General features: G+C 65.2%; 27 protein-coding genes. 19 read left to right on the top strand and 8 right to left on the bottom strand.

The window, feature by feature from the left end; all coding sequences use genetic code 11:
* Window positions 1-19: 19 nt before the first annotated feature.
* Window positions 20-403 carry a nuclear transport factor 2 family protein gene (locus tag AAEO60_RS13625; protein ID WP_341674257.1) on the bottom strand — a complete coding sequence of 128 codons (384 nt, stop codon included), beginning with the start codon at window positions 401-403 and terminating at the stop codon, window positions 20-22.
* Complete coding sequence (gene panC, locus AAEO60_RS13620) at window positions 400-1,263, bottom strand: pantoate--beta-alanine ligase (RefSeq protein ID WP_341674256.1); 864 nt, start codon at window positions 1,261-1,263, stop codon at window positions 400-402. The genes AAEO60_RS13625 and panC overlap by 4 nt, the downstream gene beginning before the upstream one ends.
* A gap of 68 nt (window positions 1,264-1,331) precedes the next feature.
* Between panC and AAEO60_RS13615 the strand changes: the two genes are divergently transcribed.
* The 5 genes from AAEO60_RS13615 (at window position 1,332) to AAEO60_RS13595 (ending at window position 6,899) form a co-directional block, all read left to right on the top strand.
* Entirely contained in the window at window positions 1,332-2,162 is an 831-nt protein-coding gene (locus AAEO60_RS13615; RefSeq protein ID WP_341674255.1) for a division plane positioning ATPase MipZ, read from the top strand.
* Between the two features lie 5 nt (window positions 2,163-2,167).
* Window positions 2,168-2,452 carry a J domain-containing protein gene (locus tag AAEO60_RS13610; protein ID WP_341674254.1) on the top strand — a complete coding sequence of 95 codons (285 nt, stop codon included), beginning with the start codon at window positions 2,168-2,170 and terminating at the stop codon, window positions 2,450-2,452.
* 29 nt (window positions 2,453-2,481) lie between these two features.
* Window positions 2,482-3,912, top strand: a complete 1,431-nt coding sequence (gene pgmG / locus AAEO60_RS13605; protein ID WP_341674253.1) for a phosphoglucomutase/phosphomannomutase PgmG — start codon at window positions 2,482-2,484, stop codon at window positions 3,910-3,912.
* 125 nt (window positions 3,913-4,037) lie between these two features.
* Entirely contained in the window at window positions 4,038-4,358 is a 321-nt protein-coding gene (locus AAEO60_RS13600) for a DUF4282 domain-containing protein (RefSeq protein WP_341674252.1), read from the top strand.
* Between the two features lie 78 nt (window positions 4,359-4,436).
* Entirely contained in the window at window positions 4,437-6,899 is a 2,463-nt protein-coding gene (locus tag AAEO60_RS13595) for a ligase-associated DNA damage response DEXH box helicase (RefSeq protein WP_341674251.1), read from the top strand.
* 161 nt (window positions 6,900-7,060) lie between these two features.
* Here the strand turns inward: AAEO60_RS13595 and AAEO60_RS13590 are convergent, their stop codons facing one another.
* From AAEO60_RS13590 to AAEO60_RS13570, 5 genes are all read right to left on the bottom strand, one after another.
* Window positions 7,061-7,504, bottom strand: a complete 444-nt coding sequence (locus AAEO60_RS13590; RefSeq protein ID WP_341674250.1) for an ExbD/TolR family protein — start codon at window positions 7,502-7,504, stop codon at window positions 7,061-7,063.
* A 161-nt stretch (window positions 7,505-7,665) separates the two neighbouring features.
* The gene (locus AAEO60_RS13585; protein WP_341674249.1) at window positions 7,666-8,136 is read right to left on the bottom strand and encodes an ExbD/TolR family protein; all 471 of its coding nucleotides are present in this window, start codon (window positions 8,134-8,136) and stop codon (window positions 7,666-7,668) included.
* A 36-nt stretch (window positions 8,137-8,172) separates the two neighbouring features.
* Window positions 8,173-8,712 (bottom strand): ExbD/TolR family protein, encoded by a 540-nt coding sequence (locus AAEO60_RS13580; RefSeq protein ID WP_341674248.1) that lies wholly within the window; start codon window positions 8,710-8,712, stop codon window positions 8,173-8,175.
* A gap of 86 nt (window positions 8,713-8,798) precedes the next feature.
* Window positions 8,799-9,578, bottom strand: a complete 780-nt coding sequence (locus tag AAEO60_RS13575) for a MotA/TolQ/ExbB proton channel family protein (protein ID WP_341674247.1) — start codon at window positions 9,576-9,578, stop codon at window positions 8,799-8,801.
* A 36-nt stretch (window positions 9,579-9,614) separates the two neighbouring features.
* The gene (locus AAEO60_RS13570) at window positions 9,615-10,259 is read right to left on the bottom strand and encodes an energy transducer TonB (protein WP_341674246.1); all 645 of its coding nucleotides are present in this window, start codon (window positions 10,257-10,259) and stop codon (window positions 9,615-9,617) included.
* 380 nt (window positions 10,260-10,639) lie between these two features.
* On the opposite strand from AAEO60_RS13570, the gene AAEO60_RS13565 reads away from it, so the two are divergent.
* Window positions 10,640-11,524 carry a hypothetical protein gene (locus AAEO60_RS13565; RefSeq protein ID WP_341674245.1) on the top strand — a complete coding sequence of 295 codons (885 nt, stop codon included), beginning with the start codon at window positions 10,640-10,642 and terminating at the stop codon, window positions 11,522-11,524.
* A gap of 88 nt (window positions 11,525-11,612) precedes the next feature.
* On the top strand, window positions 11,613-12,923 hold the full coding sequence (locus AAEO60_RS13560) for a homoserine dehydrogenase (RefSeq protein WP_341674244.1): 1,311 nt from the start codon (window positions 11,613-11,615) through the stop codon (window positions 12,921-12,923).
* Here the strand turns inward: AAEO60_RS13560 and AAEO60_RS13555 are convergent.
* Entirely contained in the window at window positions 12,920-13,402 is a 483-nt protein-coding gene (locus AAEO60_RS13555; protein ID WP_341674243.1) for a hypothetical protein, read from the bottom strand. The genes AAEO60_RS13560 and AAEO60_RS13555 overlap by 4 nt on opposite strands.
* Before the next feature lie 70 nt (window positions 13,403-13,472).
* Between AAEO60_RS13555 and glpX the strand changes: the two genes are divergently transcribed.
* The 12 genes from glpX (at window position 13,473) to AAEO60_RS13495 (ending at window position 24,588) form a co-directional block, all read left to right on the top strand.
* A complete protein-coding gene (gene glpX / locus AAEO60_RS13550; RefSeq protein ID WP_341674242.1) occupies window positions 13,473-14,462 on the top strand; it encodes a class II fructose-bisphosphatase in 990 nt (329 codons plus the stop codon).
* A gap of 9 nt (window positions 14,463-14,471) precedes the next feature.
* Window positions 14,472-14,912, top strand: coding sequence for a hypothetical protein (locus AAEO60_RS13545; RefSeq protein WP_341674241.1), 441 nt, complete (start codon window positions 14,472-14,474; stop codon window positions 14,910-14,912).
* A gap of 125 nt (window positions 14,913-15,037) precedes the next feature.
* Complete coding sequence (locus tag AAEO60_RS13540) at window positions 15,038-15,973, top strand: ribose-phosphate pyrophosphokinase (protein WP_341674240.1); 936 nt, start codon at window positions 15,038-15,040, stop codon at window positions 15,971-15,973.
* Entirely contained in the window at window positions 15,973-16,380 is a 408-nt protein-coding gene (locus AAEO60_RS13535) for a cupin domain-containing protein (RefSeq protein ID WP_341674239.1), read from the top strand. The genes AAEO60_RS13540 and AAEO60_RS13535 overlap by 1 nt, the downstream gene beginning before the upstream one ends.
* Entirely contained in the window at window positions 16,377-17,150 is a 774-nt protein-coding gene (locus AAEO60_RS13530) for an inositol monophosphatase family protein (RefSeq protein ID WP_341674238.1), read from the top strand. Before AAEO60_RS13535 ends, AAEO60_RS13530 begins: the two co-directional genes overlap by 4 nt.
* 47 nt (window positions 17,151-17,197) lie before the next feature.
* Complete coding sequence (locus tag AAEO60_RS13525) at window positions 17,198-17,941, top strand: dienelactone hydrolase family protein (RefSeq protein WP_341674237.1); 744 nt, start codon at window positions 17,198-17,200, stop codon at window positions 17,939-17,941.
* Between the two features lie 10 nt (window positions 17,942-17,951).
* Window positions 17,952-18,743 (top strand): preprotein translocase subunit SecD, encoded by a 792-nt coding sequence (locus tag AAEO60_RS13520; RefSeq protein WP_341674236.1) that lies wholly within the window; start codon window positions 17,952-17,954, stop codon window positions 18,741-18,743.
* 137 nt (window positions 18,744-18,880) lie between these two features.
* Window positions 18,881-19,084, top strand: a complete 204-nt coding sequence (gene rpmI, locus AAEO60_RS13515; RefSeq protein ID WP_341674235.1) for a 50S ribosomal protein L35 — start codon at window positions 18,881-18,883, stop codon at window positions 19,082-19,084.
* Between the two features lie 23 nt (window positions 19,085-19,107).
* A complete protein-coding gene (rplT, locus tag AAEO60_RS13510; protein WP_341674234.1) occupies window positions 19,108-19,467 on the top strand; it encodes a 50S ribosomal protein L20 in 360 nt (119 codons plus the stop codon).
* 79 nt (window positions 19,468-19,546) lie between these two features.
* The gene (gene pheS / locus AAEO60_RS13505) at window positions 19,547-20,662 is read left to right on the top strand and encodes a phenylalanine--tRNA ligase subunit alpha (RefSeq protein WP_341674233.1); all 1,116 of its coding nucleotides are present in this window, start codon (window positions 19,547-19,549) and stop codon (window positions 20,660-20,662) included.
* On the top strand, window positions 20,659-23,049 hold the full coding sequence (gene pheT / locus AAEO60_RS13500) for a phenylalanine--tRNA ligase subunit beta (protein WP_341674232.1): 2,391 nt from the start codon (window positions 20,659-20,661) through the stop codon (window positions 23,047-23,049). The genes pheS and pheT overlap by 4 nt, the downstream gene beginning before the upstream one ends.
* A gap of 6 nt (window positions 23,050-23,055) precedes the next feature.
* Complete coding sequence (locus AAEO60_RS13495) at window positions 23,056-24,588, top strand: peptide chain release factor 3 (protein WP_341674231.1); 1,533 nt, start codon at window positions 23,056-23,058, stop codon at window positions 24,586-24,588.
* The last annotated feature ends 62 nt before the right edge of the window (window positions 24,589-24,650 follow it).

The following is a 24,650-nucleotide window of genomic DNA, read 5'->3' as shown; positions in this document are numbered from 1 at the left end:
CGGGGTGGAAGAAGGGCCGTCAGGGCTTGAACCGTCCGCCGCGGATGTGGGTGAAACGCGTGCCGCTCCCGTCGAGTTCGTACCAGGCGATAGTCTCGACCGTCCGCACGTCGCCCGCCTTCGTGGCGCCGAATTCGTAGTCGGGCCAATCGACCAGCGTCCTGAAAGTCGTGCGGCAGTACATGGCGGCATTGCGCGGGCCCAGCAGCAGGCCGAGGGGCACGACTTCCTCGTCGATGCGGCTGCGCACCAGCTTGTAGAAGTCGACAATGCCCTGCCTTCCCTCGATCCGCTTGGTGCTGCCGAGTTCGAACACGACGTCGTCGGCATAGAAGCGGCTGAAGCCGTCGAAATCGGCCGCGTTGAAGGCGGCGACATATTGGCGGAAATCGTCTTCGGTCATGCTGTCACCGGTTTGTTGTCGATCAGGCGGGTGCCGCCGATGCGGGCGGCGACGAAGAGGCGGGCATTGCTGTTGTCGTGGTCGAGCAGGGCAATCGAATCGGCATCGCGCATTTCGGCATAGTCGACACTGGCGAAGCCGCCGTCGAGCAGCGCAGCCTTCAGCAAGGCAAGCACCTTGGCCAGCGCCGCCCCGCCGGCAATCGCGGCGATGGCCGCGTCCATTGCGCGCGGCAGCACGGCAGCGGCAGCACGGTCCTCCGCCGAGAGGTAGGCATTGCGGCTGCTCTTGGCCAAGCCGTCTTCATCGCGCACGGTCGGCACGCCGTGGATTGCATCGACATGCGGCAGCACCAGGTCGAGATCGCGCGCCATGCGGCGGATCACGGCGAGCTGCTGCCAGTCCTTCTCGCCGAACAGGGCCATGTCCGGGCGCACCTGGTTGAACAGCTTGCACACGACCGTCGCCACGCCGTCGAAGTGGCCGGGGCGGTCTGCCCCGCACAGCCCGCTGGTGACACCGGAGACGCTGATATTGGTGGCATAGCCTTCGGGATACATGACCTCGACCGTCGGAGCCCAGAGCAGCGCGACGCCTTCGGCTTCCAGTTTGGCCGAATCCTCCGCCAGCTGGCGCGGATAGGCGTCGAGGTCCTCGTTGGGGCCGAACTGGCGCGGGTTGACGAAGATCGAGGCCGCGACGTGATCGGCCTTCTTCGCTGCCTCGCGCACCAGCGCCAGGTGCCCTTCGTGCAGGGCACCCATGGTGGGAACGAGGGCGATCGTGCCCCCCTTGCCGTCAGGGCCGCGCAATTCATCCACAGCTTGGCGCAGGTCTTTCAGGGTAGTGGCGGTTTGCATGCGGCTGGACCTCGGATAGACTACGATCTCTGGCCTAGCGGCCTGCAACCCCGAGAGAAAGGCCAAGCATGGCAGCACCGCACCGGATTGTCTTCGCCAATGAAAAGGGCGGCACCGGCAAGTCCACCACTGCGGTGCACGTGGCCGTTGCGCTCGCCTACCAGGGGGCAAGGGTCGCCGCGCTCGACCTCGATACGCGGCAGAAGACCTTCTTCCGCTATTGCGAGAACCGCGCCGAGACCCAGCGCCGCCGGAACGTGGAGCTGCCGGGGCCGGTGTTCGACATCTGCCACGGCGACTCCATCGAAATGCTGGAGGAAGAGGCCGCGCGCATTGGTGAGGGCGCGGACTTCCTGCTGTTCGACACGCCGGGCCGCGACGATCCCTTCGCCCGCCATGTGGCTGCAAGCGCGGATACGTTGGTAACGCCGATGAACGACAGCTTTGTCGACTTCGACCTGATCGGCCACGTCGATGCCGAGACCTTCAAGGTCCGCAAGCTCAGCTTCTATGCCGAGCTGATCTGGGAAGCGCGTATCAAGCGCAGCCGGGCACAGCTCGAGCAGCAGAAGCGCGAGATGGACTGGGTCGTGGTGCGCAACCGCACCGGCTTTACCGACGCGCGCAACCAGCGGCGCATCGACCAGGCGCTGACCGAGCTTTCCAAGCGCGTGGGCTTCCGCGTGTCGCAGGGCCTGTCCGAACGCGTGATCTACCGCGAGCTGTTCCCCTCGGGACTGACCCTGCTCGACAAGGGTCATCTCGGCGAGCTGGGCACCAGCCACCTTGTCGCGCGGCAGGAAGTGCGCAGCCTGGTGGCGAACCTGCGCCTGCCCATGCCCCCGAGCCGGGACGAGACTTCGCGCACGGCCACGCGGCCTGTGGCCGAGATGGCGTAAGGGCGGTGGCAAAGTTCGTCGTCCTCGCCGCGCTCGGGGTACTCTTCTTCCGCTGGATCACCGGTCGTTGGCCGTGGCAGCCCAAGGTCTCCACGCGCAACCAGGCCGTGTTTCGCGCACGCCGCCTGCTGGGCGTCGAAGCGCGTGCCAACCGCTCTGACATCATTGCCGCGCACAAGCGGCTTGTCGCCATGGTCCATCCGGACAAGGGTGGCACCAACGACCAGGTGCACGAGGCCAATGCCGCGCGCGACCTGTTGCTGGACGAATTGCCCAAGGGTGTGGAATAGCGCCTTGGGCCAGTCTCCAAGGAGCTAGAATGAACCACCAATTCGATCCTACCGTCCTGCGGGAATACGATATTCGCGGGATCATTGGCAAAACGCTGGGGCCGGACGATGCCCGCGCCATCGGTCGTGGCCTTGCCACGCTGCTGCGACGTGACCTGGATGGCAAGGTCGATACACCCATGGTGGCCGTGGGCTACGACGGTCGCGTCAGCTCTCCCATGCTCGAACATGCACTGGTGGAAGGACTCACCTCCAGCGGCTGCGACGTACGCCGCATCGGCATGGGTGCGACTCCCATGCTCTACTACGCCGAAGCCTCAGCCGACGAAGTGCATGGCGGCATTCAGATAACTGGCAGCCACAATCCTGCCAATTACAATGGCTTCAAGATGGTATTTCGGGGGCGGCCCTTCTTCGGCGAGGATATCCAGACACTGGGGCACATGGCCGCGCAAGGGGACTGGATCGACGGGTCCGGCAGCGTCGAGAGCGTCGATATCATCGACGAGTATGTCGAGCGAATGCTGGCTGCGCTCGCGGGGGTGGACGAGGCAGCGCTTTCCGGCATCAAGGTCGGCTGGGACGCCGGGAACGGAGCTGCCGGGCCTGCGCTGGAGCTCCTCGCCCAGCGCCTTCCGGGTGAGCACCACCTGCTGTTCACTGAAGTCGACGGCAATTTTCCCAACCATCACCCTGATCCCACCGTCGAGGCGAACCTTGCCGACCTGCGCAAGCTTGTCGCCGAGAAGAACCTCGACTTCGGCGTGGCCTTTGACGGCGATGGCGACCGGATCGGCGCCATCGACGGCGAAGGCCGCGTCATCTGGGGTGACCAGCTACTGATGATTTACGCTGAGGACCTCCTCGCAAGACTACCCAACGCGACGATCATCGCTGACGTGAAGGCCAGCCGTGCGCTGTTCGATCACGTGTCGGCCTGCGGCGGCAAGCCGCTGATGTGGAAGACTGGCCACTCGCTGATCAAGTCCAAGATGAAGGAAGTTTCCTCGCCGCTGGCGGGCGAGATGAGCGGGCACGTCTTCTTCGCGGATGAATATTACGGCTTCGACGACGCGCTTTATGCCGGCGTGCGTCTGCTGGCGGCCTCGGCGCGGCTGGGCAAGTCGGTGACGCAGTTGCGCAGCGACATGCCGCAGATGCTCAACACCCCGGAAATGCGCTTCCAGGTCGACGAGAGCCGCAAATTCGCCGCCATCGACGAGGTCAAGGCGCGGCTGACGGGTGACGACGTGCCCGAAGGGATCGAGGTCAATGCCACCGACGGCGTGCGCGTGAACACGCCCGACGGCTGGTGGCTGCTGCGCGCCTCGAACACGCAGGACGTGCTGGTGGCGCGCGCCGAAAGCGACAGCGAGGAAGGTCTCGAGCGGCTGCTGGCGTTGATCGATGAACAACTGGCCTTGAGTGGTCTGGAGCGCGGCGAAAGCGTGGGACACTAGGCTGCGTCGCCGCACCGATCCAGCGCCCCGAAACGAGCCAAGGCGGCTCGCACACCGCGAAAACATTGACTCGTCGGCACTTCGGTGTTCGACTAGCGCCCTGCTCAACCAAAGAGGGGGCTTTTATGGGTGGTTTTTCATTCGGCGATCTTTTCCAGTTCGAAAAGATGGTGGCACCGGCGGTGCTCAAGGTTGTTTACTGGATCGGCCTGATCGGCATCGCGCTTTACTTGCTGTTCGCACTGGGCCTGGCTGTCACGACCATGGGCTACAGCCCGCTTACCGGTCTCGGCATGATCGTCGGTTCGGTTATCGGTGCATGCTTCGGTGTGCTCATGTGGCGCATCATCATCGAAGTCTACATGGTGCTGTTCGGCATCCACCAGCGCCTCGGCGAAGTCCGTGACGCGCTGAAGGGCGGCACGACGGATACGCCTGCCGAGTAATCCAATTCCCGCTCTCGCCGTGCTGACGCGGCGGGAGCGGACTTGGCCGCTGGCCAATAGGCCACTACCTCCGGGTCTGTGAGCAAGGCTGCAGTCCCTCCCGAAATTTCCGACTGGTTCGCCGGCAGGGGCTGGCGCATCCGGCAGCACCAGCTGGACATGCTGGCGGCCGCCGATGCGGGCCAGCACGCCATGCTGGTGGCCGATACCGGTGCTGGCAAGACACTCGCCGGGTTCCTGCCGACGCTGGCCGACTTCTGTCCCTCGCGGCTGGGCGACAAGGCGCCGCCGGAAGGCCTGCACACGCTCTACGTTTCCCCGCTCAAGGCGCTGGCGCACGACGTGCAGCGCAACCTCGTCACGCCGGTCGAGGAGATGGGGCTGCCCATCCGTATCGAGACCCGCAGCGGCGATACCCCCTCCGACCGCAAGAAGCGCCAGCGCGCCCGTCCGCCGCATGTCCTGCTGACGACGCCCGAAAGCCTGTCGCTGCTGCTCAGTTTCGAGGACAGTTTCACCCTGTTTGCTGGCCTCAAGCGGGTGGTGGTCGACGAGATCCACGCTTTCGCCACCCAGAAGCGCGGCGACCTGCTGGCGCTTGCCCTGTCCCGTTTGCAAGCCATTGCGCCCGACATGCAGCGCGCAGCGCTTTCTGCCACGGTGTCCGATCCCGAGGGCTATCGCGGCTGGATTGCGCCCTGGGGCGATGTCGGTTCGGTGGAACTGGTGCAGGGCGAGAAGGGTGCCGAGCCGCAACTGGAAATCCTGCTGCCGGATGAAGAGCGGGTGCCGTGGGGCGGCCATGCCGCCACATGGGCGATCCCGCAGCTGTACCAGCGTATTCGCGACAACCGCACGACGCTGGTCTTCACCAACACGCGGTTCCTCGCGGAGTACATCTTCCGCAACCTGTGGGACGCCAACGAGGACAACCTGCCGATCGGCATCCACCACGGCTCGCTGTCCAAGGAAGCGCGCCGCAAGGTGGAAGGGGCCATGGCCCGCGGTGAATTGCGCGCGCTGGTTTGTACCGCCAGCCTCGACCTCGGCGTCGACTGGGGCGATGTCGACCTGGTGGTGCAGATGGGCGCGCCCAAGGGCAGCTCGCGCCTGCTCCAGCGCATTGGCCGCGCGGGTCACCGGCTGGATACGCCGAGCCGGGCGCTGCTGGTGCCGGGCAACCGGTTTGAATTCCTCGAGGCGACGGCGGCGCTGCAAGCCGTGGAAGAGGGTCAGCGCGACGGCGAGGACTTCCGCCCCGGCGGGCTCGATGTCCTGGCGCAGCACGTGATGGCCTGCGCTTGCGCCGCCCCCTTGCACGAGGACGAAGTGCTGGCAGAGGTCCGCTCGTGCTGGCCCTATGCGCACATCGACAAGGCGCAGTTTTCCCGCGTGCTCGAATTCGTGGCGACCGGCGGCTACGCCCTGCGCGCTTACGACAAGTTCAAGCGAATCACGCGGGACAAGCATGGCACCTGGCGGCTCACCCATCCGGAACAGTCGCACCGCCACCGGATGAATGCCGGGATCATCGTCGATAGCGAAATGCTCAACGTGCGTTTCCGCAATGGCCGCTCGCTGGGCAAGGTGGAGGAGCGGTTTGCCGCCTCCCTGCGGCCCGGCGATACCTTCCAGTTCAGCGGGGTGAACCTCGAGGTCGAACTGCTGAAGGACATGGAACTCATCGTCCGCGCGAGCAAGAAGGCGGCCTCGATCCCCAGCTACAGCGGCCTGCGCCTGCCGCTCACCACGCACCTGGCCGACCGGGTGCAGGGCCTGCTGATGGACCGCGCGGGCTGGGGCCGTTTCCCCGACGACGTGCGCGAATGGCTGGAGGTGCAGGACTGGCGCAGCCACCTGCCGGGGCCGGATCGCCTGCTGGTGGAGAGCTTCCCCCACGCCAAGCGGCACTACACGGTCTACTATACCTTCACCGGCTGGAACGCGAACCAGTCGCTGGGAATGCTGATCACCGCGCGGATGGAGGCTCTGGGCCTGATGCCGGGCGGCTTCGTCGCCAACGACTATTCGCTCGCGGTCTGGGGCCTCAAGCCCGTCACCGATCCGCGCCCGTTGCTGTCACCCGACATCCTGACCGAGGAGTTCATCGACTGGGTACAGGAATCACACCTGCTGCGCCGCGCCTTCCGCGAGGTGGCGGTGATCGGCGGACTGGTGGAGCGGCAGCACCCCGGCAAGCGCAAGACCGGGCGGCAGGTCACCTTCAGCACCGACCTGATCTACGACGTGTTGCGCAAGTACGAGCCGGACCATGTGCTGATCCAGGCGGCCTGGGCCGATGCCCGCTCGAAGATGACCGACGTGGCGCGACTGGGCGACCTGCTCGACACGGCGGCGGAGCGGCTCGACCACGTCACGCTCGACTACGTCAGCCCGCTGGCGGTTCCGGTCATGGTGATGATCGGGCGTGAGGCGGTCCCGCAGGGCGGGGCGGACGACGAGCTGCTGCTGGAGGCGGAGACGCTGGCCGGGGCGGCCATGCGGGTGGGGCAGCCAGAGGAGGATGTCGACCTCGGTTGAGGCGTGTTGCCATGACCAAGGTGTTACAGGTGTGACAGTGTCCTGGAGGGAAAAACGGGTGCCCTTTTTGCTGCATACCAATTCACGGGTTGAGGGGCATCTGGTCGGCCGCTTGAGCATGCCTCCAGGAGTGCATGCTCACGCGGCCTGTAGGACAGGTCCTAGTCCGCATCCCACTCACGGTACCGGTGGTTGCCAATGAAGGCGAACTTGTCGATCCCCGCATCGCTGACCTGGTTGATGACCTGCACGGAGGCGTCATAGCTGGCGAGGGCATCGGGCTCGAAGCGGATCACGGGCGTTTCGGGCCAGGCTGCTGCAGCTTGCAGGCGCTGTGCCAGCTCTTCGTTGCTGACAGGTTCGCCATCCCAAAGCACGGCCCCGTTCTCGCGCACGACGAGCGACACTTCGGGCTGTTCGGCAAGGGTGATGTCAGGGCCCTGCGGCAAGTCGACGTCCAGCCGGTTCACGGCGATGGGGATGGAGAGGATGAGCATCACCAGCAGGACCAGCAGGACGTCGATCAAGGGAGTGATGTTGAGCTGGCTCATCGGCTCGGGGAGCCGGTTGAAGCTGCGCTCGAGCAAACGGGAACGGATTGCCATGAAATGCCTCCTTTCCGAAATGTAACAAGATAACATCACATAAATAGGCGACCGTCAAGTCTTGCATTCAATGCCCGGTGTGCCGGCCCGCGCCCAGCGGATGACAGACAAAAAAAGGGGCGGATCGCTCCGCCCCTTTTCCATTTCGCTGATCCGAAGACCTAGTTTTCTTCGCGATCTTCCAGCGGCGGACAACCGCCGCAATCGAAGACGCGGTAACGTTCGTTGCCGACGAAGCCGAACTTGGTCACGCCCGAGGTCTTGATGATATCCAGCACGCGGGCTGCAGTATCATAAGCGGCGTACTCTTCCGGCTCGAACTGCAGTTCGGGCTCGACCGAGAAGGTCAGCGTTTCCTGCAGGTTTCGCACCAGCTCGCCTTCGTTGATCGCCGTGGCGTTCCACAGGATCTGGCCGCCCTGGGTCAGCACGATCTTGTTCTTGATCGGGTCGATCTGGTCCTCTGGCGGAGGATTCGGATCCGGCGAGGGCAGGTCGATATTAATCGCATGGGTCGCGACCGGGATGGTGATGATGAACATGATGAGGAGCACGAGCAGGACGTCGATCAACGGCGTCATGTTCATGTCCATCATCGGTTCGCCATCATCACTGCCGCCTGACATTGCCATGGTAGCTTACTCCTTGAATTCTGGTCCGCGTGCCGATCAGCCGTTCGGGTCGACCGGGTTCGAGATGAACCCGACGGTCGGATAACCGGCCGCCTGCACGTTAAAGATGGTGCCCGCAACACACTTCCACGGGGCGTTGATGTCGCCGCGGATGTGCACCTGGGGAATCAGCTCGGGGTTGGCGCGGATGGCATCCGCTCCGCCGGCATTCTGCACGATAGCATCGAGGCGCTCGAAAGCGGCACGACGCAGGTCGCTGGAATCCACCAAGGTGGTGTTGTTGAGGAAGATCCGGCACTCACCTTCGCGGGTAGCACCTGTGAAAGCTGTGTTGATCGTGCCCGGCGTGCGTCCCTCGCTGTCGGTGGTGGTCACCGTAATCAGCAGGTTTTCCACCTTGTCGTCGGATTCGACCGTCTCGATGATCGGGATCTCGAGCTCTTCCACTGTCTGGATGGCCACCGGAACCGCGATCAGGAAGATGATCAGCAGCACCAGCATGACGTCCACCAGCGGCGTGGTGTTGATGTCCGACATCGGCGTATCGCCGGCACCATCTCCCATTGCTATGGCCATGTTTCTCGTCCTATCTCACGTCTGAAACCTGGTGGCGGGCGCTCGCATGCGAAAGCGCCCGCCATTGCATTATTGCCTTGGGCCTATCAGGCCTTCGGAGCGGCCGGCTTGGCGGTTGCCGGGGCCGTCTTGGCCTTGGCAGCCGGAGCGGCAGCAGCGCGAATGGCCGGCTTCACAGCACCGTTCGAGGTGATGTTGGCCTGCAGGTCGGTCGAGAAGCCGGACAGCATCGCCGAGATCTTGCGGTTGCGGCTCATCAGGTAGTTGTAGGCGAACACGGCCGGAACAGCCACGAGCAGACCAATAGCGGTCATGATCAGGGCCTCACCCACCGGGCCGGCGACCTTGTCGATCGATGCCGAACCCGACATGCCGATGTTGATCAGAGCGCGGTAGATACCGATCACGGTGCCGAGCAGGCCGACGAACGGTGCGGTTGCACCGACGGTGGCGAGGAACGGCAGGCCGCCGTTCAGCTTGGCCATGATGGCGCTTTCCGAGCGCATCAGGGTGCCGTGCAGCCAGTCGTGCGATTCGAGGCTGTCGCTCATCTTGTCCGATTCTTCGCCGGCGCGGATGCCGTCGTCGACGAGCTGGCGCCAGGCGCTGTCCTTGTCGAACTTGGTGGCGCCTTCCTTCAGCGAACCGGCGCGCCAGAAAGCCGCACGGTTGGTACGGTATTCCTTCATCACCTTGTTCTGCTCGAAGATCTTCGTGAACAGGATGTAGAAAGAGCCAACGGACTGGATGACCAGGATGGCCAGGATGGACCAGGCGACGGGGCCGCCCTGTTCCATGGCTTCCATGAAGCCGAAGTTCTGGGCGGGGGCCTCCGCCCCACCTGCGGCAAGAATGTCGATAAGCATGCGAGTTAGTCCTCTTCCTAGAGAAAATCAGTTAGATCAGTTGATCTGGTAAACGATATTGGTCGACCAGCTGCCCGTCGTCGGGTTGCCGGCAGCGTCTAGAGCCGGGTTGAACCGCCCGTAACGAGTCAGGTCGTCACAAGCTGCTTCGTCGAGGATCGGGTCCGCCGAGCGGGTCACGCGGCAAGCCGATACGCGGCCTTCTGCGTTCACCGTGACGGAAACCCCGACGGTACCCTCGATTTCACGACGCAGGGCGCGCGACGGGTAGTTCTCGATGATACGACGCGTCCAGCGAGCCTGGCCGTCCGGGCTGGCCGGGCGTGCCTGTGACGGCGGCGGCGGCGGTGCCGGGGGCGGTGCCGGCGGAGCCGGCGGCGGAATCGTCAGCGCGGGAGGGGCAGGCGGCGGAATGCGCGTCTGCGTCTGGATCGGCGGCGGTGCCACGCTCACATTGATTGGCGGCGGCGGCGCGACAGGCGGCGGCGGCGCGGTTTCAGGTTCGGGCGGTGGCGGGGGCTCCTCCTCCGGCTCCGGCTCGGGCTCCTCAATATCCACTGTGGTCACCCGCTCGACGATCTCCTTCACCGCCGACATGGCGAGTCCGGTGATCAGCAGGTAGCCAATCGCAACGTGGATGAGGGCAACGATGACAATCGAAACAACTCGACTGCCGCTCATTTCTTGGTCAGCGTAAGCCATCCAGTCCCTTCACTCCGTTTAACAACCGACCGGATTCGCACCCGGCCACTATGGGTCCCAGGATTCGCACCCTGACAGTCCCTGTGATTTCTTGTCCAGCCCCAAAAGAGCTGCGGCATCTGCATGACACAATCGATAGCTGTGCCTGAAGTGCCACGCCCGCTGTTTTTTTATGTGTGCGGGACAGACCTCGGCGGCTCTTAACGGCCATCACAGACTCTAGCAAACCCTTTTCCGATTAACCGCTGATTCAGCAATGAATCGCTCGTTTGTGCGGGCAAAACTATCCGCGAGGGGGAATCTTGCGCTAAGAACACGGCTCTGCCGTGCCCCGATCACGTCCTTTGAAAGCCCATCCCATGAGCCCCATTTTCCGCCTGAAATCGCCTGCTTCGCGCCCCCTGGCCGCAGTCGGTGCGGCGCTGCTTGCCAGTGCCTGTTCGACGATCACCGCAGCCCAGCCGCAGGTGGAAGCCGTGTCCGAATTGCCCGCGTCGCAGGCACCCACATATGCGGACCTGGTGACCATGGCCATGCAGGCCGACACGGTGGCGATCGTGCAGGTCGAGGAACAGATACCTTTCCCGCCGGAGCGGGCTCCCGGAGTGGGTCCGGGCGATGTCCGCCTTTATATAGAGGCGCTCACCCAGGCTCTGCTGAAAGCCCCGACAAGCATCGGGGAAACAGTGGTTTTCGTGGTCGACCAGCGACGTCTGGCCGATGGCGACCCGCCTGACCTGGAAGAGCGCCGTTTCCTGCTGATGGGCGACCTTTCGACGACCCAGCCGGGCGCGCTCCAGTTGCTGTCCTCGCGTTCCATGCTGCCGCACGGACCGCGAATCGAGGCCCGCGTACGGCGGGTCCTGACCCAGCTGGCTTCGTCCGACGTTCCCCCGGGGATCATTGGCCTCCGCGACGTGATTTCGGTGCCGGGCAACCTCGCTGGCGAATCGGAAACGCAGATGTTCGTCGAAACGGATAATGGCGCGCCGGTGTCGCTGACGGTGATTCGCCGCCCCGGCATGGCACCCCAATGGGGCGTGTCGATGGGCGAACTGGTCGATGCCTCGGCACAGCCGCCCGAGCCGGAAACGCTGGCGTGGTTCCGATTCGCCTGCTTCCTCCCGCGTGAATTGCCGACCGATGCCTTCCTCCAGCGCGATCGCGCCTCGCAAGAGCAGGCGCGTGCGGACTATGCCTTCGTGCTCGCCGAACTGGGCGCCTGCGAGCGCCGCTTTACCTGAACCAAGGCGAACTGCTCTGGCCAAGCGGGCCGACACTGCCTAACGGGTTCCGCCTGGAATCAAGGACAAGGGGCGGACAGGAATCTCGATGGCCGAAACACTGCGAATCGCACTGGCAGGACTGGGTACCGTGGGCGCGGGCGTGCTGCGCTTGCTGGAGGACAATGGCGAGCTGATTACGGCGCGGGCGGGGCGGCGCATCGAAGTCGTCGCCGTTTCGGCGCGGGAACGGTCCAAGGATCGCGGCGTCGACCTGTCCCCCTATGCCTGGGAAGACGACATGACGGCTTTCGCCGGGCGCGACGATGTCGACGTGGTGGTGGAGCTGGTCGGCGGCTCCGATGGACCCGCACTTGCCCTGGCGCGCAAGGCGCTGGCCGGCGGAAAGGGGCTCGTGACGGCGAACAAGGCCATGGTCGCCCATCACGGCCTGGAGCTGGCTCGCCTTGCCGAAGACCGCGGCACGCCGATGCGCTACGAGGCTGCGGTTGCTGGCGGCATTCCCGTGATCAAGGGGCTGGGCGAAGGCGCTGCCGCCAATCGCATCGAGCGAATCTACGGCATCCTCAACGGTACCTGTAACTATATCCTCTCCGAAATGGAGACCACCGGCCGCGACTTCGGCGAAGTACTGGCTGATGCGCAGGCGCTGGGTTACGCCGAGGCGGATCCCGCTTTCGATATCGAAGGCGTCGATGCCGCGCACAAGCTGGCCATCCTCGCCAGCGTGGCCTTCGGCACCGAGCTCGACTTCGCTGCCGTGGACACCTCGGGCATCACCCGCATCCGCTCTGCCGACATCGCCCAGGCCCGCGCGCTCGGCTATGTCATCCGCCTGCTGGGCATTTCCGACTGCGACGAGAGCGGCGGCGAGCGCAGGTTGTTCCAGCGCGTCGCGCCGTGCCTCGTCCCGCGCAGCCACCCGCTCGCCAGCGTCGACGGCCCGACCAATGCCGTGGTCGCCGAAGGCAACCATGTCGGCCGCCTGCTGTTTGAAGGTGCTGGCGCGGGCGATGGTCCGACCGCCAGCGCTGTCGTCGCTGACCTGATCGACATTGCCCGCGGCAATGCGACGGCACCCTTCTCGCTGCCCGTGGCCTCGCTCGAGGCAAGCAAGCCTGCCGATCCCGGCAACCGCCGCAGCCGCGCTTACCTGCGTTTCATGGTGGCAGACCGTCCGGGCGTGCTGGCCGAGATCACCGCCGCCATGCGCGATGCCGGTGTCTCGATCGAATCGATGATCCAGCAGGGCCACCCGGACGACACCGATGGCGATCCGGTGCTGGTGACCATGGTCACCCACGAAGGCCCGGAAAGCTCCGTGACGGCTGCACTCAACGTCCTAGATGGTTCGCCCAGCCTGGTGGAAGAGCCGCTGGTGATGCGCCTGCTCGGCTAGTCGTCTTCGCTCAAGTCGATGGGGACACGCTCGCCGGTGAGCGCTTGGGCTTCGCGTTCGTTGTCGACGGCACTGACAGCGGCGGCTTCCTCCTCGCTCAGCGGTTCGGGGAAGGCCGACAGGTCGATGATCGGCGGGTATTCGGGCACGCTGCCGAAGCGGACGCAGATGCCGCCGCGCGGCTGAATCCAGCACGGCGGTTCGGTCAGGCCCGGGATTACCGTCCGGTCCGATTCCACGGGCTTGGGCAGGGGCGACATGTAGCGCTCGGTGTCTGGCAGTTCGCGGCAGACCACGATGGCGCCGTCTTCGCGGATCTCTTCCTCGCAGGGTTCGGCCTCGACCAGCGGCACATCGGCGTCGGGATCGGTCTCGGTAGCCCGATCGGCGGGACCATATGCGGGCGGCGGCTCGTGCTGCGCCTGTACTGGAGCGGGCACCAGCAGGGCGGGAAAAAAGAGCGCCAGCCTTCTCGACATTGTCGAAGCTCCAACCTAAGCGCCCATCGGACCCGATGTGGCCAAATCCAGCCGGGAGCATGAATTGCCAATGAACTCTGCCGACAAACACGAGAGCGTGCTCGATCGCGTACTGGTGCTGGAGATGGTCCGCGTGACCGAAGCCGCCGCCATCGCCGCCTCCGAGCTGATCGGACGCGGGGACGAAAAGGCCGCAGACGCCGCTGCCGTCGAAGCCATGCGCAAGTCCTTCGACACCCTATATATGGACGGCACCGTGGTGATCGGCGAAGGCGAACGCGACGAAGCGCCCATGCTCTATATCGGTGAGAAGGTTGGCGGTGCGCCGGGCAAGGGTCCGAAGATCGATATCGCGCTGGACCCGCTGGAAGGCACGACCATCACCGCCAAGGCCGGCCCCAACGCGCTGGCCGTGCTGGCGGCCGCCGAGGAAGGCTGCCTGCTCAACGCGCCCGACGTCTACATGGACAAGATCGCGGTCGGCCCGGGCTATCCCGAAGACGTGATCAGCCTGGAAAAGAGTGTCACGGAAAATGTCGAGGCCGTGGCTGCGGCCAAGGGCGTGAAACCGTCCGAGATCATCGTCTGCGTGCTCGACCGGCCGCGCCATGCAGAACTGATTGCCGAGCTGCGCGGTATCGGCTGCGGCGTCGTGCTGATCGGTGACGGCGACGTGGCGGGCGTGATCGCGACGACTGACGAAGACACCACCATCGACATGTACATGGGGTCCGGCGGCGCGCCCGAGGGCGTGCTGGCTGCCGCCGCCCTGCGCTGCGTCGGCGGGCAATTCAACGGCCGCCTGCTGTTCCGCAACGACGACGAACGCCGCCGTGCGGCCAAGTGGGGCATCGAGGACCTCGACCGCATCTACAAGCTGCACGACCTTGCGAAAGGCGACTGCATCTTCGCCGCGACGGGTGTGACCTCGGGCTCCCTGCTCGACGGCGTGAAGCGCCTGCGCCGCAACGGCAAGACGATCATGACCACCGAAAGCGTTGTGATGCGCGCCAGCAGCGGTACGGTCCGCTGGGTGCAGGGCGAACACCGGCTGGATTGATTTGGCTGGATGCAGGCGCTGCGAACGATAGCTGGTTTCTTCCTCTTCCTGATTGCGGGATACCAATTCGACCGTGGCAAGCTCGCGGCAGCTCGGAATTGGATGGATCGAGCATTGGCCACAGGCTGCAATCAATTGCCCATCATCCTAGCCAACGACGCGATCTTGTTGCTCTTGGAAGACCGGTTGGCGGAGTCGCGGGAGCGATTTGCGGAGTGCGTTGCCGCTTTGCCAGTCGAGAAAGATGCAAATCACCACTATGTTGATTGTTTCTGCCGCTTCTACATCGCGGCTTTGAGCGGAAAAGCTTCTCAAGACGAGCTTCTCACTTTGAGTGAACACGCATCTTCAGTGCAGGCTGAAGAGTGGATCTTGCGCAGGTTGCGGTTTCCTTCTGCTGAATCAATCGCGGAACAGTTCGGAAGTTCTCTGGCAAAGCACCGCGCATAGAGTTTGCTGAATTCGACGGTCCAGTTCGTCGTGCCGAACGGGGAAACACGCCCCCACCTCTGTTGCAATTGCATGACGCTGGGCTAGGGCGGTGCCACCAGCCGCTAAGAGGGATTCGCGCTTCCATGAAAATCATGTCCGGCAATTCCAACCTGCCGCTGGCCCGCGCTATTGCCGCCTATCTCGAAGTCCCGCTTACCGACGCCAGCGTGCGCCGTTTCGCCGACGAAGAGGTCTTCATCGAGATCCACGAGAACGTGCGCGGCGAGGACGTGTTCATCTGCCAGTCGACCAGCTTCCCCGCCAACGACAACCTGATGGAACTGCTGATCGGCATCGACGCGCTCAAGCGCGCCTCGGCCAAGCGCATCACGGCGGTAATCCCCTATTTCGGCTATGCCCGGCAGGACCGGAAGCCCGGCCCGCGCACGCCGATCTCGGCCAAGCTGGTGGCCAACATCATCACCCAGGCGGGAGCTGACCGCGTGCTGGCGGTGGACCTGCACGCCGGGCAGATCCAGGGCTTCTTCGATATCCCCACCGACAACCTCTATGCCGCGCCCACGATGGCGGCCGACATCCAGGCCCGCTACGGCGAGAAGGACCTGATGGTCGTTTCGCCTGACGTCGGCGGCGTGGTGCGCGCCCGCGCGCTGGCCAAGCGGCTCGACAACGCCCCGCTGGCCATCGTCGACAAGCGCCGCGATCGTCCGGGCGAGAGCGAAGTCATGAACATCATCGGCGACGTGCAGGGCCGCTGCTGCGTGCTGATCGACGATATCGTAGATTCGGGCGGCACTCTGTGCAACGCCGCGCAGGCCTTGCTGGACCAGGGCGCGAAGAGCGTGGCGGCCTATATCACCCACGGCGTGCTCTCGGGCGGCGCGGTGGCACGGGTCGACAAGTCGGCGCTGACCGAGCTGGTGATCACCGACACCATCCAGCCGACCGACGCCGCCAAGGATTCGGACCGCATCCGCGTGCTCACCATCGCCCCGCTGCTGGGCGAGGCGATCCGCCGCATCGCCGACGAGTCCAGCGTTTCGAGCCTGTTCGACTGATGCGCGCGGCCCTTGCCCTCCTTGCTCTGGCAGTGGCGGGCTGTGCGACCACGCAGGCCCCGCCAGCCGAAACGCGCTGGGTGCCGGACTTCGGCTCCAACAATGTCTTCAACACCGAGCCTGGCGCTGCGCCCGGCCACCGGCTGGTGGTCGACGACCTGCGCCTGCCTGCAGGTGCCGTGGGCGCGACGCATTACCATCCGTGGGAGGAATACCTCTACGTGATCGAAGGCAGCGCCGTGCTCGACATGGTCGGTCACGAATCGCGCACCCTGATGCCGGGTGAAAGCGTGGTGATCCCCGCGCGGCAGGTGCATACGCCGCGCGCTGGCCCTGACGGTGTGCGCGGGATCGTGGTGCGCGTACACGACCTCGCCGACCCGATCCGCGTCGAGGTGGATGAGTGAAGCTTGATGCCGAGATAGCGCTGGCCCACCGGCTGGCCGAAGCCGCGCGCGCGGAGATAAGGCCGCTGTTCCGCACGGAAATGGATGGCGAAGCCAAGGACGACGCCACGCCCGTCACCATTGCCGACCGCAACGCCGAAGAGGCCATGCGCAAGCTGATCGAGGCGGAGTTCTCCGGCGACGGCATCATTGGCGAGGAGTTCGACGAGAAGCTGGGCGTCTCGGGCCGCCAGTGGGTGCTCGATCCGATCGACGGCACCACGGCCTTCCTCGCCGGTCGCCCGATCTTCGGCACGCTGATCGCGCTGGTGGTGGAGGGCTTTCCCGTGCTCGGCGTGATCGACCAGCCCATCCTTGGCGAGCGCTGGTTGGGCATTGCCGGACAGGGTACCACCTTCAATGGCCAGCCGGTGAAGACGCGTCCTTGCCCCAAGCTCGACATGGCCACCATCGCCACCACCGGCCCGCACTACTTCTCGGTCGAGCAGGGCGACAAGTTCATGGCGCTGGCCGGGCAGACCGATCACAAGCGCATGGTGATGGGCGGTGACTGTTATAACTATGCCGCGCTGGCCAGCGGGCATCTCGATATCGTCGCCGAGGCGGGCCTCAAGCTGCACGACTATGCCGCGCTGGTGCCGGTGGTCGAAGGCGCGGGCGGGGTGATGAGCGACTGGTCGGGTGAACCGCTGCATGCCGGCTCCGACGGAACGGTGCTGGCGCTGGGTGATCCCGCGCGGCTGGAGGATGTGGTCGAGGTGTTGGCGTGAATCGGGCGAGACTGTGGCTGGCCGCATTGGTGATGGGAGTGGCAGCAATGACGACTTCGGCTGGCGCATCGGCGCAAGAGGGCGACAGCCCGTTCCACTGGCAGCCTGCCGCCGACGATGACGCGCCGCGCCCCTGGGCGGTAATCATACCGGGCGGCGGCGGCCTCGCGGTCTTCCACGATACCGACCATTATTACCGCTGGGCGCGCTGGCTGAATGAACGCGGCATCGACGTGCTGATGATCGACCACGTGGCGTTGGCGCAGCGCCCGGCGCCGGAAGGCGAGGTTCCAGGAGACATGCTGGCGCGCTTTGCGGCAGAGGGCCTGGCCATTGCCCGCAGCGAAGGCCGGATGGACCTGCGCTGCCCCGGGGTGGTGATGGGCTGGTCCTTCGGCGGCGAAGGCACGCTCAACCTGGCCGCTGGCGGCCGGGTGCAGACGCCCGGTCTTGTCGGCGCGATTGCCTTCTACCCGCTCGTTGCTTTCCAGCCGCAGGACTATGCCGCCAGCGTCCCCGTTCTCGTCCTGCAGGGCGAGGCAGATGACACCACGACGCTCACCGACCTCGAGGCTTTTGTCGCGCGGGCCGAAGGCTCGCCCATCGCGGTCGAGGTCTATCCCGTAGCGCACCACGGCTTTGACGCGCAGGGGCTAGTCGAACCGGTCGAATGGAACGGCGGCACCTTCCAGTATCACCCGCAGGCCACCGCCGATGCGGCCGCGCGGATCGACCGGCAGCTGGCCGACTGGGGCATGACGGACGGCATGTCTGGTTGCGCGCTGGACTGAGGCCAAGGCCGTGTTCGACCTCATCCGCACCCGCCTTGCCGCCCTGCTGCTGGTCGCCGCGGCCAGCCTCGGCCTCGCCGCTTGCGATCTGGCCGCGGCTCCGGCGCAGGAGCCTACCAAGCGCTTTGTTATCCAGGCTGATCTCGACGAGATCGCGCAAAGTGCAGGCGACGAAAACAGCGTCGACGACCTTCTGGCGGAAAGCATGGAAGTCATCCGTCGCCGTGTGGGAAGCAATTTCCATTCGATCACCTACGAGGGTGACGGCAGGATCGTACTCGAAACGTCCGGATCGGTAGAAGGCTCGGCCCTTGCAGCCTTGATCGGGCCGACGGGAGAACTCGACTTCCGCATGGTCGACCCCGACGCCCTGCCCATGGACGTCATCGAGGGGATTGCCCCTCCCGGGAGCGAGATCCTGCCGATGGCAGACGACCTCCATGGCGGCTCAATGGCCGTGCGCAGGCTTGGCGGGATCAGTGGCGGCCTAGTCGTAAGCGCGCGTCCGGCAATTGACGAAAACTCAGGCCAGCCCGTGCTCCACATCAGTTTCGATCAACGTGGACAGGAACAGCTGGCTCGCCTTACGACAGAGAATGTCGGCCGGCAGATGGCAGTCGTCTTCGACGACGAGATCCTGATGGCGCCCATTATTCACGAGCCAATTCTTAGCGGCAGCCTGCAGGTGGCTGGCGGCTTCACCGAAGAGAGTGCGAACGAACTCGCCATCATCCTCGCGTCGGGCATGTTGCCTACGCCGTTCACGCTCGTCGAAGAGACCGTGATCACGCCGGGCGACTAGGCCGCTCGCCAGATACGGGTTGCATTTCGCGCACAATTGCGTAGATGCGCGCCCTTCACTGACACGTGATTCACTGCCGGTCTGGCCGTTAGGGCTGCCAGGGCTGGTTCGGACGTGTCTCTGTCTAGGAGATGAAAATGCCCAAGCTGAAGACCAAGAGCGGCGTCAAAAAGCGCTTCAAGCTCACTGCCACCGGCAAGGTCAAGCATGGTGTCGCTGGTAAGCGCCACCGCCTGATCAGCCATAATGCCAAGTATATCCGCCAGCAGCGCGGCACCAAGGTCCTGGCCAAGGCCGACCATTCTGCCGTGAAGAAGTGGGCGCCCTACGGCCTCGATTGAGCCGGGTTCAAGGAGACTAAGATATGCCTCGCATTAAACGTGGTGTGACCACCCGCCAGAAGCACAAGCGGATCCTCGAACAGGCCAAGGGTTACCGCGGCCGTCGCAAGAATACGATCCGCGTCGCCCGCCAGGCCGTCGAGAAGGCCGGCCAGTACGCCTACCGCGACCGCAAGGTTAAGAAGCGCAACTTCCGCGCCCTGTGGATCCAGCGCATCAACGCAGCCGTCCGCGCCGAAGGCCTCACCTACTCGCAGTTCATGCACGGCGTTAAGCTCGCCGGCATCGAGCTGGACCGGAAGGTGATGGCAGACCTCGCCATGAACGAGGCCGCGGCCTTTACCAGCATCATCAAGCAGGCGAAGGAAGCGCTTCCCGCCTGATTGGTCGATGCCTAGAAATTCAGGAAGCGCCATCCGCAAGGGTGGCGCTTTCTTTTTGTCCCGTTAAGAGCGTGGCCCCATGACGACAGAAAACCGTAGTGAAAACGAAGCGAAGGTTGCCGACACGCTCGCGCGGCTGGCTGATGCCGCCGACGCCGAGGCTGTCGAAGCAATCCGGATCGAGGCGCTGGGCAAGCAGGGCTGGATTTCCGCCCTGCTCAAGACGCTCGGCAAGATGACGCCGGAAGAGCGGCAGGTACAGGGTCCGGCGATCCAGGCCATGCGTGCACAGGTTGCCGATGCGATCACCGCCAAGAAGGCCGAGCTCGACGCCGCCGACCTCGAAGCGCGCCTCGCCACCGAAGTTCTCGACCTCACCCTGCCGGCGCCCGCCGCGCCCAAGGGCAGCGTGCACCCGGTGAGCCAGGTGATGGACGAGCTGGCGGAAATCTTCGCCGACCTCGGATTCGCCGTCGCCACCGGGCCGGAGATCGAGGACGACTGGTACAACTTCACCGCGCTCAACATGCCCGAAAGCCACCCGGCGCGGGCCATGCACGACACCTTCTATTTCCCGGACACCGCGCCCAAGGGCGGCAAGATGCTGCTGCGGACGCACACCAGCCCCGTGCAGATCCGCTCGATGATGGCGGAAGGCGCGCCGGTGCGGATCATCGCGCCGGGCCGCGTCTACCGTTCGGACAGCGACGCCACGCACACGCCCATGTTCCACCAGGTCGAAGGTCTGGTGATCGACAAGGACATCCACCTCGGCCACCTCAAGTGGACGCTGGAGACCTTCCTCAAGGCCTTCTTCGAGACCGAGGACATCGTCCTGCGACTGCGGCCCAGCTATTTCCCCTTCACCGAACCTTCTGTGGAGGTCGACGTCGGCTTCGCCTTGGTTGATGGCAAGCGCGTGCTTGGCGGATCGGGCGACGAACCCGGCCACGGCTGGATGGAGCTGCTCGGCAGCGGCATGGTCAACCGCCGGGTGATCGAGTTCGCCGGGCTCGACCCCGATGCATGGCAGGGCTTTGCCTTCGGCGTCGGCGTCGACCGGCTGGCCATGCTGAAGTACGGCATGGACGACCTGCGCGCCTTCTTCGACGGCGATACGCGCTGGCTGGGCCACTATGGCTTCAGCCATCTCGACCAGCCGACCCTTTCCGCAGGCGTAGGAGCGAAAGCATGAAGTTCTCGCTCGAATGGCTGAAGTACTTCCTCGACACCGAGGCGAGCGTGGCGGAGATTTCCGCCAAGCTGAATGCCATTGGCCTCGAGGTGGAAGGCGTGGAAGACCCGGCCGAGAAGCTGGAAGGCTTCACCGTGGCCGAGGTGTTGACTGCCAGGCCGCATCCCGATGCCGACAAGCTGCAGGTGCTCACCGTCAGCACGGGTGAAGGCGATCCGCTGACCGTGGTCTGCGGCGCGCCGAACGCGCGTGCGGGCATGAAGGGCGTGCTTGGCACTGCCGGGGCGATCGTGCCTGCCAACGGCATGAAGCTGCGCAAGTCGGAGATTCGCGGCGTCGAATCGAACGGCATGATGTGCTCGGTGCGCGAACTGGAGCTGGGCGATGACCACGAAGGCATCATCGAGCTTCCCGCGGACGCGCCGGTCGGCACCAGCTTTGCCGAATACAATGCCGCCTCGCCGGTGTTCGACGTGGCGATCACGCCCGACCGGCCCGACTGCATGGGCGTCTACGGCATCGCGCGTGACCTCGCGGCTGCCGGCATGGGCAAGCTCACCCCGCTGCGCGAGCACGACATCGAGGCCAAGTTCGCTTGCCCGGTCGAAATCCGAACTGACGATGCCGAGGGCTGCCCGGCCTTCTATGGCCGCGTGATCAAGGGTGTCACCAACGGCGCTTCGCCCGACTGGATGCAGCGCCGCCTGATCGCTGCCGGCCAGCGCCCCATTTCGGCGCTGGTGGACATCACCAACTACATGATGCTGGCCTTCGGGCGTCCGGCGCACGTCTATGACCTTGCCAAGCTAAGCGGCCCCGTGGTCGCCCGCCGCGCCAGGGACGGCGAGCAGGTCGAGGCGCTCAACGGCAAGACCTACACGCTCGACAGCACCATGACCGTGATTGCCGACGACAAGGGCGTCCACGACATTGCGGGCATCATGGGCGGTGAGCATTCGGCCGTGCAGGACGGCACCACCGACGTGCTGCTCGAGATCGCCTATTTCGATCCCGATTCCATCGGCGTCACCGGCCGCAAGCTGGGCCTTGCCACCGATGCCCGTACGCGCTTCGAGCGCGGCGTCGATCCGGCGTGGCTGGAAGAGGGCCTCGACGGACTCACCAGCCTGATCCAGCGCATCTGCGGCGGCGAAGCCTCCGAAATGGTCAAGGCTGGAAGCCCGCCGGTCGAGCCCAAGGTCGTGCAGTTCGATCCCGCACTCACCGCCAGCCTCGGCGGCGTGGACGTGCCCGAAGCCGAACAGAAGCGCATCCTCGAGAACCTCGAATTCGGTGTCGCTGCGGACTGGCAGGTTACCTGCCCGCCGCGCCGGCACGATATCGAAGGCCCGGCTGACCTCGTCGAGGAAGTCGTGCGCATTTTCGGCCTCGAGAATGTCGCCAGCGTTGCCCTGCCGCGCACTGACGGTGTCGCGCGCCCGACCGCCACGCCCATGCAGGCTCTCGAACGCCGCCTGCGCCGCGGGGCTGCCGCGCGCGGGTTGAACGAGGCCGTGACCTGGTCCTTCCTGCCGACGGCAGAGGCCGAGCACTTCGCCGATGGCGAGCCGCTGTGGCTGCTCGACAACCCGATCAGCGAGGACATGAAGGCCATGCGCCCCTCGCTCATCCCGGGCCTGCTGAGCGCTGCCAAGCGCAATGCCGACCTCGGTGCGGCAGGCTCGCGCCTGTTCGAGATTGGTCGCCGCTACCTGCGCGCCAAGGATGGCAGCAGCGACGAACACCCGACGCTGGCCGTGCTGCTGGCGGGCGAAAAGGTCGCGCGCGGCTGGGCAACGGGCAAGGCCGCCAGGTTCGACGCCTTCGACGCCAAGGCGGAAGCCGAGGCCCTGCTCGCCGAAGCCGGTGCGCCGGTCGACAAGCTGATGGTCATGGGCGAGGCGGGTAGCCAGTTCCATCCCGGCCAGTCCGCCACCCTGCGCCTTGGACCCAAGAACGTGCTCGCCCGCTTCGGCGCGCTGCACCCGGCGACGCTCGACGCTTTCGACATCGACGGCCCGGTGGTCGCGGTGGAAATCTACCTCGACGCCATCCCGGCGAAGAAGGGCAAGGGTGGTTTCGAGAAGCCGCACTTCGCGCCGCCTGCGCTGCAGTCGGTCGAGCGTGACTTCGCCTTCCTCGTCCCCGCCGAACTTCCGGCAGGCGACCTGTTGCGTGCCGTGAAGGGTGCCGACAAGGCCAACATCGTCGATGCCCGCGTGTTCGACGTGTTCGCCGGACAGGGCGTGCCCGAAGGCAAGAAGTCGCTCGCCATCGAGGTGACGCTGCAGCCGGGCGAGAAGTCGTACAAGGACGAAGACCTGAAGGCGATCTCGGGCGCTGTTGTTGCTGCCGCCGCCAAGCTCGGCGCAGAGCTGCGCGGCTGATCACGCATGTCCAATCGCCGTACCTTCGCGATCATCTCGCACCCTGACGCGGGTAAGACCACGCTGACCGAGAAGCTGCTGCTGCAAGGCGGCGCTATCCATGCGGCGGGGCAGGTGAAGGCGCGCGGCGAGGCGCGGCGGGCACGTTCCGACTGGATGAAGATCGAGCAGCAGCGCGGCATCTCGGTCACCAGCTCGGTCATGACCTTCGAGAAACAGTTCGAGGGTGAAACCATCACCTTCAACCTGCTCGACACGCCGGGGCACGAGGACTTCTCCGAAGACACCTACCGCACGCTGACGGCGGTCGATTCCGCCATCATGGTGATCGACGCGGCCAAGGGCATCGAGCCGCAGACGCTGAAGCTGTTCGAGGTCTGCCGCCTGCGCTCGGTGCCGATCATCACCTTCGTCAACAAGGTCGACCGCGAAGGCCGCGACGCATTCGAGACGCTCGACGAGGTGGCGGACAAGCTCGCGCTCGACGTCAGCCCGCAGATGTGGCCCATCGGCATGGGCGGCCTGTTCGAAGGCCTGCTCGACTTCCGCACCGGCGAGGTCGCGCGGCCCGAAGGCCCGTCCAAGGAATACCTCGGCAAGCGCGAGAAGGATGCCGCGATCCCCGAGCAGTACGAGGAAGAATACCAGCTGGCCCAGGCGGGCTATCCCGAATTCGACCTCGAGGCCTATCGCAATGGCGACCTGACGCCGGTCTATTTCGGCTCCGCGCTGAAGAACTTCGGCGTCGAGGAACTGATCGACGCCATCGCCCGCTACGCCCCACCGCCGCGTCCGCAGCCTGCGGGCGAGGAGACAATCAGCCCCGAACTCGACGAGGTCACCGGCTTTATCTTCAAGGTGCAGGCCAACATGGACCCCAACCACCGCGACCGCATCGCCTTCATGCGGCAGGTGTCGGGCACCTTCAAACGCGGCATGAAGCTGACGCCCAGCGGCCTCGGCAAGCCGATCGCGGTGCACTCGCCGATCCTGTTCTTCGCGCAGGACCGCGAGATCGCCGACACCGCCGAGGCGGGCGACATCATCGGCATTCCCAACCACGGCACCCTGCGCGTGGGCGATACCCTGTCGGAGAAGAACCAGGTCCGCTTCACCGGCCTGCCCAATTTCGCGCCGGAAATCCTGCGCCGCGTGCAGTTGAAGGATCCGACCAAGACCAAGCAGCTGCGCAAGGCGCTGGACGACCTTTCCGAAGAGGGCGTGATCCAGGTCTTCTACCCGGTGATCGGCGGCTCCAGCATCGTTGGCGTGGTCGGCCAGCTGCAGCTGGACGTGCTCGTCTCGCGCTTGAGCGCGGAATACAAGGTGGAGGCGGCGCTGGAAGCCTCTCCCTTCGCCACGGCACGCTGGCTGAAAGGGTCCGATGCGGCGCTGAGGGACTTCGAGAAGTTCAACCAGGGCAACCTCGCGCTCGACCGCGACGGGGACATGGTGTTCATGGCCAAGAGCGCCTGGGACGTGGGCTACCAGCAGGAAAAGAACCCCGAGCTGACCTTCTCCGCCACCAAGGAGCGGTAAGCCTGGCTTCGTCGTCCCGGACTTGCTCCGGGACCGCTCGCGAATCGGTGAACGATCCCGGC

Origin of the sequence: Aurantiacibacter gilvus, assembly GCF_038289935.1 — a bacterium.
GTDB lineage: Bacteria > Pseudomonadota > Alphaproteobacteria > Sphingomonadales > Sphingomonadaceae > Alteraurantiacibacter > Alteraurantiacibacter gilvus.
Note: the sequence above shows the minus strand (reverse complement) of the source record. Positions and strands in the feature narration are given on the sequence as shown.